Genomic DNA, 8708 nt, shown 5'->3' with positions numbered 1-8708 from the left:
GCAACCAGAATCACCGAATGCGCCTGATAGGGCATCCGGCGGCCTTCTGGACGCTGAGAAAATCCACCGGCAGTTTATTGCCATCACTTGCTGCGTTTTTACACGGCCTGGGCCAGTAGCGGCCTTTAGGAATGGCCGCAATGGGTCGCTTGCCCCTTTTAGAAGCACACATGCGTGAAGCACACGACCTGGTGCCGGATAACCTGCAGCCGCCCCAATACGGCACCGGCCAGAAGGCCGGCGCCAAAGTGGAAGAAAGTGAAAGCAATATGCTAGCGGTCTTCAGAGCATTAGCGACCGAAACATCGATGCCTATCAACGCTCTCAGGTTAGCTTCGGCCGCCCCACGTCACGTGCAGCACCGTCCCCGAGGCTGAAGCACGGTAAACATTCCGGCCGCGCATCGTTTTAGCCACGACTTTTATTGCCCTGACATCCGTTTGCCGAAGGAGATGGCATAGGCTGCGGAGCGGGCCTTAAGGATGGGATCGTCAGTGGGCACTATGCCATCGGAAACAATCAAAGGATCGAAGTTAACGGAGTCACAGGCGGCACCTGCCTGGGGCATCGCCTTGGTGATGCTCAAAGTGCCCACTTTGACCTTTTGCCTATCCCCCGGCCAGGCGATCGAGGCGTCGGTCTCGGAGTCGCCCGGTTGACCCAGGATAATGTACATGTCCCATTTGGCCGGGGATTTCTGGGTGCGTGCGATGAGATCCTTGGCGAGGTGATCGGCAGGCGTGGCCTTCATTTCCTGGTCAGTCAGGGTTTTGACCCCTTCTTGCGGTTCGAAATGCCAGCGTACCAGTTGCTTCTGATCGGCCTTGTTGACGAACCAGAAGGCATTGAGGCTGTTGTAGTAAGTGGTGTCGTAACCGACAGGAGGATTACGAGAATCGATGGCGGCGCCCAAACCGTGAAAATCAGGGTGGCTTTCGACGAAGGCCTTGAGCGCTTCCGAATTGGGAGCGCCTGTTGCCGGGTCCGGCTTGAGCGCGACGGTCAAGGCATAGAAGGTCTCTGGTTTGGAGACGAAGATCGGCACGTTGATCATCGTCATGTGCTGCAAGGCGCCCCCTGGCAACTTGAACTCCAGCGCCATGCCTTCCACACCTTTTTGATTATCGGGCTGCTCAGGATTGCCGCCGTTTTGCGAGAAGCGAGCCACCACTGGCACTGGCTGGCCGCTGAAAAGTGCAGAACGACTGTACTTGGCGGCATCGCTATTACCGATAAATTCCCCTTCGGCGCAAAGTCCCTTGGTGTGGTTGCGTCGTTGCCCCGTGTGCTTACCGTAGGTGCCTTCAAAGGCGCTGATCATGTCGACGGGGTTATAGGGTTTGGCTTCGGTTTCGGCGGCAAACAAAGCGGTTGAATAGAGTTGGCAAACGCCGGTAAAAACGGCACCGGCCAGTACAGCTTTGGAGAGAACCTGCATGACCATTTCCTCATCGGTGAACTATCGGACTACGCGGCAACTTCATCGCGTCTGTTCTCACATGCACTTGCTGTAAAGCCGCCATTGGCTGGGAAACGGGTCGTAGGTACGGCTACCCACCTCTTCAACCAAGGCCAAGACAGCCAAAAAATGGGTGTCGAAAATCGTGAGCTGCGCCCATTTTTTGGCTATTAGTCCGTAGAAAGAACACCAGCCTGAACTTCCTCTTCAGGAAAGCCCGGTTAACTGCGGCGGCGATCGAGTGAAACGACATAGGCGAACAGTCGTGCCGAGAACATTTCGTCCACCGGACGCCCAATCCCGGCGGAAAGATTGCCAGGGTTGAAGATGCCCTGGTCGCAACCACCGTTGTCTTCCAATGAAGTAATGCTGAGCGTGCCCAGCAGAACCGATTCGCGCGAGTCCTCGTCCGGCCACCGGGCGGTGACGTCATGGATGGGGTCGCCTGGCCTGCCCAGTATCGCCATGAGCTGCAATTGCGCGGTGCCGTCGGCGATTCGCTGCTTCAGGTCGTCCAGCAGGAAACTGTCCCCCTTTTCCCGCGCCTGTTCGTCGCTCAGAGCAACCTCACCGAAGGCAGGCACGAGCTTGAACTTGATGAAGTGCGACTGCCCCTGAGCGTTGGTGGCAGGAAACGCATGCACGGCCCAATACTCGCTGCCAACAAAGCTTCCGGGCAGCGGCCGCGCGGCCACAAACTGAGCCTGGTGAAGAGTTTCCGGATTTGCGGCGGAGAAGGCCTTTACGCGCTCCGCATCTGGCGTCCCGTTGGAGGCAGGCGCACGCGCGTCAAGGAAGCCCTTCATCTGCTCCACCGTACGGGCAAAATGCACCGGTGCATTTTCCGTCAGCAGGTCGGTTGTGTAACCGTCCGGGCCCACTCGGAAGCTGAACCCGCGCAGCACGGTGCGATTGCCGTCGGAAACACCCGGATTGCCCCCGCCCACAGAAAAGCGGCCGAATATCTGGGAGGATTCTGTAAAGCTACGGGAACAGGTCACGCTGGCGGCTGTGGGCGCCGGGGTGAAAGTTCCGCTCACACATTGTCCCTTGGCGAAACTCGCTCGAGCGCCCCCTGGATTGCCAGCGTTGCGCTTGAGCGCCATGACGATGTCGATCGTACCGCCCGCGCTGGCGTCTGCAACCGGTGCAATGAATGCTTGTTCGTTCGAAAGGCTCGTTGCTGTCTTGTCCCTCATGGCGGCCTCCGCGGGCTGCAGAATTCCCGGATCAGACTAGCCCTGAGATCAATACGAAGCCCGGCCTCAGGTCGGTTCCAGATATCTCATGTCGCGCCAACAACGAAGCGGCATCCGTCTGTCGCTTGCCGGTACTCAGTTGGCCGCGAGGATGGACAGGTTGCGGCAGTTGGCACTCTGTTTGGCGCATGGAGCGGCAGATCTTTCGTGCAAGTGTGCCAGGCGCAGTGACAATTGCGGCAGCCCTCGATCGCGATGCGAGTTGCTCGTTTCTGACTAAGTAGCAACATCGTGACCCTATGTCCGCATTGGGTCGGAAGCAGACTTCCCTGGGTCGCCGTAGGGAGACCGCCGGCATCTATTGCCTGATGCCCGTGAACAGGACTTCGACGAAACGCCGCACACTTAGCTGATGGGCATCGAAATCCAAGGGCTCGACGCTGACCAGCTTGAGGAATTCGAGGGTGAGAAACTCGTTGAGCAACTGCGCCACGTAGTCCGGGCAGAGATCGTGACGCACCATGCCGGCCTTCTGAAGATGACCTAGCAGGACACTGACCTCGGCATTGAGCACCTCGTTATTAAGCTTGAGCTGCTCCGGCGACGCTCCGCTGTAATGCATCGACAACAGCTCGCGCCAGACCGATACCGGCAACGCTTCGAGCTCGTACTTCAGAACCAGGCTCTCCAGGTGGCAGAGCACATCCACCGGATCCTTGAAGTCCAGCGCCAGCTGGACCATCTCCTTGACGACGCGCTCGTCGGTCGCCCGTAGCAAGTCGTTGAGGATCTCCTGCTTGCTGCCGAAGTAATTGAACACCGTGGGCGGCGATACCCCGGCCCGTTCGGCGATCTGCTCGACGGTGGTAGTGCCGTACCCCTGGAGGCGGAACAGCTCGACCGCTGCCTGGCTGATCGCCTGGCGCCGCGCCTCTTTCTGTCGTTCACGAAGCCCGCTCAAGTCGTCTCCTCACTGCTGAATCTGTCTGAGCGAGATTCTATAGGTTTTCCTCGAATAAAACTTTTAGTTGACTAAAAGTTTTTATGGTGAGAAAAATTTGCCACGGCCAGCGCCTGTGGCCCTTCGTTCTCCCAGGAGTGATCCATGTCTCTCGATCTGCAAGCGGCCCTGGTGCAAGCCTACGCCGAACGCCTCAGCCTCCAGCCGAATCCGCCACAGCCCCAGGAGCGTTCGTACGCCGCGCAACTGAGCGTCGGGGCCGCCGATGTCCTGCTGCCGCCCCACAATCGCTGGACCTTCCAGCACATGAGCCAACTCTGTCCGACCCTGGTGGTAGCCGCTGGCAATGCGCCGGTCAGCGACCTGGGCCCGACTGAGGACCTGCTGCAGGACTTCACTTTCACCAGCCTGAGTGGCGAGCAGGTCAGCCTTCAGGAGCACCTGGACGCCACCTTCACCGATGGCTTCCTGGTGCTCAAGAAGGGCCGCATCCTGTGTGAACGCTATTTCAACCACCAGGCTCCGGACACCCGCCACATCATGTTCTCGGTCACCAAGTCGCTCACCGGCGCCTTGGCCGAGCAACTCATCGAGCAGGGCCTGCTCGACCCGGACCGTCCCGCGATTTCGTACGTGCCCGAATTTGCCGGCACCGCCTTCGAGACGGCGAGCGTGCGTCAGGTGATGGACATGGCCATCAGCATCGACTACGTCGAGCACTACGAAGACCCCAACTCGCCGACCTCGCGGCTGCACTACACCGTGGGCCTCACCCCGGTGCCGCCGGGGTTCGAGAGGTCCGCCTCGATCCACGACTGGCTGCGCACCTTCCCGCTCAAGGGCGAGCATGGAGGTTTCTTCCGCTATGTCACGGCGACCACCGAAGCCATGGGTTGGATCATGGAGCGCGCCAGCGGCCTGCCTTGCCATGTGCTGTTCGAACGCATGTGGCGGCAGCTGGGCTGCGAGCGCGATGGTTTCCTATTAGCCGATCCGTCGGGCCAGGGCGTGGTCGGTTTCGGCTTCAACGCAACGCTGCGCGACATGGGCCGCTTTGGCCTGATGCTGCTTGGCCGCGGCCACTTCAACGGGCAACAGGTACTGCCAACGGCGGCGGTGGAGCGCCTGCTGAAGGGCAATGACCCTGCGGTGTATGCGACCAACAAGGAGTTCTCCGAATGGAGCCCGCAGGCCTCCTACAAGAGCCAGTGGTATGTCTTCAATGACCACGCGCTCATGGCTGTCGGTATCCATGGCCAGTGGATCTTCATCGACTTCAAGGCCGAGGTAGTAATCATCAAGCAATCCTCCGCGCCCGAAGCGGAGAACGTGATCGATACCGACACCGTGCATCTGCTCAAGACGCTCGCCCAATCCTTAAGCGACGCCTGACACAAACCTGATCGCCAGCAAAAAGAAACGGACGCTGCACCCAGCATGCGCCCTTGCGGGCCCCGCTTTGCCCGCGTGACTGCCCTGTTCCAACAAGAACGACATACAGGAGCTTTGCCATGACCACCAGACGTTTCCCGTCTGCGCCCCGCAGTGCCCTTGCGCTGACCCTCATCGCCGGCAGCCCGCTGGCGACCGCGGGCGTAGCCTTCGAGAGCGGCGACTTCAAGGGCGAGTACTCGCTCAGTGCATCGGCGACCGCCATCAACAGCCACAATGCCAACTTCGGCCTGGGTCGCATCGACCTGCGCAGTGGCGAACTGAGCAACAAAGAGAACTACGACTGGCAGGAGTACTACCTCAAGCCAGGCGTGACCTTCGAGTACGCAGTCAGCCCGGACTTCGCCTTTCTCGGCGGCGGCTCGCTGATAGCCGCCGGGACCACGGGTGACGGCGACCCGGGCGGTTACACCCGCGGTGACGAACATAACACCTCGGTGGAAGAGGCCTACGCGGGCTTTCGTGCCGGCGACTGGCGCCTGACCCTGGGCGACCAGAACTACATGGTCGGCAACGGCTTCCTGGTGATGGACGGTAACCTCGACCAGTACGGCGATGGCGCCTACTTCAGCGCGCCGCGCACGGCCTTCCGCGATGCCGGCGTGCTGTCCTGGCAGCACGAGATGTTCTCGGCGCAAGCCTTCAGCCTGCGCACCGACGACCATCTGGGCGACCTGCGCATGACCGGTGCCAACGTCGACTTCAAGCTGCCCAACGCGACCCTGGGCGCCATGGCCTTCAGCGTCGACGCCAAGGACAACAAGCAGAATGCCTTCATCCCGCGCGACGGCATGGACGTCTACAACCTGCGTGTGCTCAATGCCAGCCCGCCGGGCCTGGAAGCCCTGCAGCTCAACGGCGAATACGCCATCGAGCGCGGCAGCGGCAAGGGCATCGATTACGATGCCAGCGCCTGGTACGCCTCTGCGGACTACAGCTTCCAGGACCTGCCGCTGCAACCGACCCTGGGCTATCGCTACGCCGACTTCTCCGGCGACAACGATCCCAACGACAACACCCGCAAGGACTGGGATCCGCTGAGCAAGGGCTACGTTGACTGGGGCACCTGGGTGATCGGCGACGTCGTCGGCAACTACCTGCTCTACAACAGCAACGAGAAAGCCCAGACCTGGCGTGGCAAAGTGCACTTCAACGAGCAATGGTCTGCCGGCGCCCAATACCACCAGTTCAAGCTCAACTCCAACTACTACTTCGGCATCCCGGTGAGCGACCGCGACTTCGCCAACGAGACCGGGGTGTACGTCGAGTGGATGCCCACCGAGCACATCTACACCTCGCTGGCTTACAACTGGGTCGATCCGCAGGCCGGCGCCAAGGAAGTACTGGGCAACGACCGCTTCGACACCCTGGAATGGTTCTTCATCTACAAGCTGTGATCCTGGCCGCCACCCTCAACGTGAGCTGATCCGATGAAACTAGACAAGAAATGGTTCGCCGCCCTGCTCGTCTGCGCCAGCCTTCCGTTCACCCCTGCGAGCGCTGCGCAACGTGAAGTGAATATCTACAACTGGGTCGACTACCTGCCGGCGCAGGTGATCAAGGACTTCGAAACCCAGACCGGCATCAAGGTCAATTACGACGTCTTCGACAGCCCGCATACCCTGGAGTCGAAGATGCTCACCGGCACCTCCGGCTACGACCTGGTCTTCCCCAATACCGTGCAGATCGCCAAGTTCATCCAGGCCGGCGCCATCCAGAAACTGGACCGACAGCAATTGCCCAACTGGTCGCACCTGGACGCGGGCATCATGCACAACCTGGAACGGGTGGACCCGGGCAACCAGTACGCCGTGCCTTACCTGTGGGGCACCACCCTGATCGGCTACAACGCCGACAAGGTGCGCAAGGCCCTCGGCGCCGAGGCCAGGCTGGACAGCTGGGACCTGCTGTTCAAGCCGGAGAACATCAGCAAGCTGCAATCCTGCGGCGTCGCCTTCCTCGATGCGCCCGAAGAGCTGCTGCCCATCGCCCTCCACTACCTGGGGCTCGACCCGAGCAGCCGCAACCCCACGGATTACCAGAAGGCCGAAGCGCTGTTGCTGAAAATCCGCCCCTACATCCGCTACTTCAACTCCGCCAAGCTGGCTTCCGATCTGGCCAACGGCGACGTGTGCATCGTGGTCGGCTGGTCCGCGGCAGTGCTTCAGGCCCAGGGAATGGCCGCCAGCGCCAAGAACGGCAACGACATCCGCATGCTGCTGCCGCGCGAAGGCACCCTGATGTGGGCTGACACCATGGCCCTTCCCAAGGGCGCGAAACACCCTGCGGAGGCTCAGGCGTTCATCAACTACCTGCTGGACCCCAAGGTGATCGTCCAGGTATCAAACATCATCGGCTACCCGAACCCCAACCGTGACGCGCAGGACACCGTTGCCCCGGAACTGCTGCAGAACCACGCGATGTTCATCCCGGCCGACCAGCGCGGCAACCTGTTCACCCTGTCGCCGGTACCCATCAGCATCGAGCGCGCCATGACCCGCAGTTGGACGAAGATCAAGTCCGGAACCTGAGGCAGCCTCCAGCACTTTGCAGGCCACTTCCGCCCATGTCTGGGCGGAAGCAGGCTGCTGACTGTGGATTTACCGGTGAAAAAACACACAAACCTTGCTGAAACGGGGGGAGTGTCGGTGAGGAAACAGAGACCTCGGATCGACTATGCAGAGAGCCCAAAAGAGCTGATTGGGGCGTTGGAAGGCAGGCAACTTGGGATGCAGCCTTGCGTATGCGGTTAGTCGTGGGTGATGCAAGACTGCCGAGCAGAGACAGGAGAATTACTGAGATAACCGCATGCTTCATATCGATTACCGCCGTGATAAAACCAGAAACGCATCTATCCTGTGCATTAGTTAAGCGCCTTAATAGATCGTCACAGAGCCGCTGCAAGGCGAACCCTGAAAGTCAGAACCACAGACTTCGACCATGTAATAAAAAGCGAGCGCCCCCAAACCGAAACAGCACTATCCAGATTAGGGCAAACGCTGCCGGAGGAAGCTTACCTCCCCCGGCAGACTTGCTCACACTTACCTAATAGCTTCACTTCATAATGTCAAAACGACATTTAAAAAGATGTTGACTTGCATTATTCCACAAGCTCTGTGGCACATAACCGGATTCCGCCGGGTTTAGCATGAGGGGGCTAACATATCGGTTGTGGTCGGACGCTTCCAGTCAGATTCAATCTCGCAAGCGAGGGCCAATCTGGCGGCCAGTTTCGGGCCTGAAGAAGCCATGCGGCACATCGCAGCTTGGGCCGCATACTCGCTCCAGGCGCCACACGCATCGCAGCTTATAGCTATCCTGAAGCAGGGGCAGCGCGGGGAAGTTACTGCACGTCGAAGCTACGCTCGGGTGGAGGGCTTCATCGCGAAACGACCATCACCCAGCAGCGCTACAACCAGAGCAGTGGCGCTCAGGTAGATCGGGTATTCCCAGCCGCCGTTGGCATTGGTGAAGCTCCAACCATTACCGAAGTGAACGGTCGCAGCCATGAATAATTGGACAACTGCCAGCGCAGCAATCCAACGAGGGCGGCCGCAAAAACTGAGTGCAACACCCGACCATTTCGGTAAGGTGTTGCCCCATGTCCTATCACGAACTCAGCGCCACAGAGCGCGTC

Annotated in this window: 7 protein-coding genes and 1 pseudogene; 4 read left to right on the top strand and 4 right to left on the bottom strand. The window is 59.9% G+C overall.

Annotation, left to right across the window (positions count from 1 at the left end):
* The first annotated feature begins 170 nt into the window (after window positions 1-170).
* Window positions 171-377, top strand: coding sequence for a hypothetical protein (locus A9513_RS35710; protein WP_141678491.1), 207 nt, complete (start codon window positions 171-173; stop codon window positions 375-377).
* Between the two features lie 44 nt (window positions 378-421).
* Here the strand turns inward: A9513_RS35710 and A9513_RS22980 are convergent, their stop codons facing one another.
* The 3 genes from A9513_RS22980 to A9513_RS22970 all read right to left on the bottom strand — a co-directional run bounded on the left by A9513_RS22980 (window position 422) and on the right by A9513_RS22970 (window position 3619).
* Window positions 422-1438 carry a catalase family peroxidase gene (locus A9513_RS22980; RefSeq protein WP_065327794.1) on the bottom strand — a complete coding sequence of 339 codons (1017 nt, stop codon included), beginning with the start codon at window positions 1436-1438 and terminating at the stop codon, window positions 422-424.
* Window positions 1439-1680: 242 nt separating this feature from the next.
* Window positions 1681-2658, bottom strand: a complete 978-nt coding sequence (locus tag A9513_RS22975) for a catalase (RefSeq protein WP_083196197.1) — start codon at window positions 2656-2658, stop codon at window positions 1681-1683.
* 358 nt (window positions 2659-3016) lie between these two features.
* Window positions 3017-3619: a TetR/AcrR family transcriptional regulator gene (locus A9513_RS22970; RefSeq protein WP_024763472.1), complete on the bottom strand. Its 603-nt coding sequence runs from the start codon at window positions 3617-3619 to the stop codon at window positions 3017-3019.
* 144 nt (window positions 3620-3763) lie between these two features.
* Here A9513_RS22970 and A9513_RS22965 point away from each other — a divergent pair, with 144 nt between their 5' ends.
* The 3 genes from A9513_RS22965 to A9513_RS22955 all read left to right on the top strand — a co-directional run bounded on the left by A9513_RS22965 (window position 3764) and on the right by A9513_RS22955 (window position 7602).
* Window positions 3764-5011: a serine hydrolase gene (locus A9513_RS22965; RefSeq protein WP_065327793.1), complete on the top strand. Its 1248-nt coding sequence runs from the start codon at window positions 3764-3766 to the stop codon at window positions 5009-5011.
* Between the two features lie 119 nt (window positions 5012-5130).
* The gene (locus A9513_RS22960) at window positions 5131-6468 is read left to right on the top strand and encodes a hypothetical protein (protein ID WP_024763474.1); all 1338 of its coding nucleotides are present in this window, start codon (window positions 5131-5133) and stop codon (window positions 6466-6468) included.
* Window positions 6469-6501: 33 nt separating this feature from the next.
* The gene (locus A9513_RS22955) at window positions 6502-7602 is read left to right on the top strand and encodes a polyamine ABC transporter substrate-binding protein (protein WP_024763475.1); all 1101 of its coding nucleotides are present in this window, start codon (window positions 6502-6504) and stop codon (window positions 7600-7602) included.
* A gap of 828 nt (window positions 7603-8430) precedes the next feature.
* Here A9513_RS22955 and A9513_RS22950 read toward each other — a convergent pair.
* A pseudogene (locus A9513_RS22950) lies at window positions 8431-8616 on the bottom strand (hypothetical protein); the annotation flags it as partial.
* Between the last annotated feature and the right edge of the window lie 92 nt (window positions 8617-8708).

The sequence above is a fragment of the Pseudomonas sp. AU12215 genome (assembly GCF_001675465.2).
Lineage (GTDB): Bacteria > Pseudomonadota > Gammaproteobacteria > Pseudomonadales > Pseudomonadaceae > Pseudomonas > Pseudomonas nitroreducens.
The sequence above is the reverse complement of the archived record's forward strand: the minus strand, read 5'-3'. Positions and strand labels throughout refer to the sequence as shown.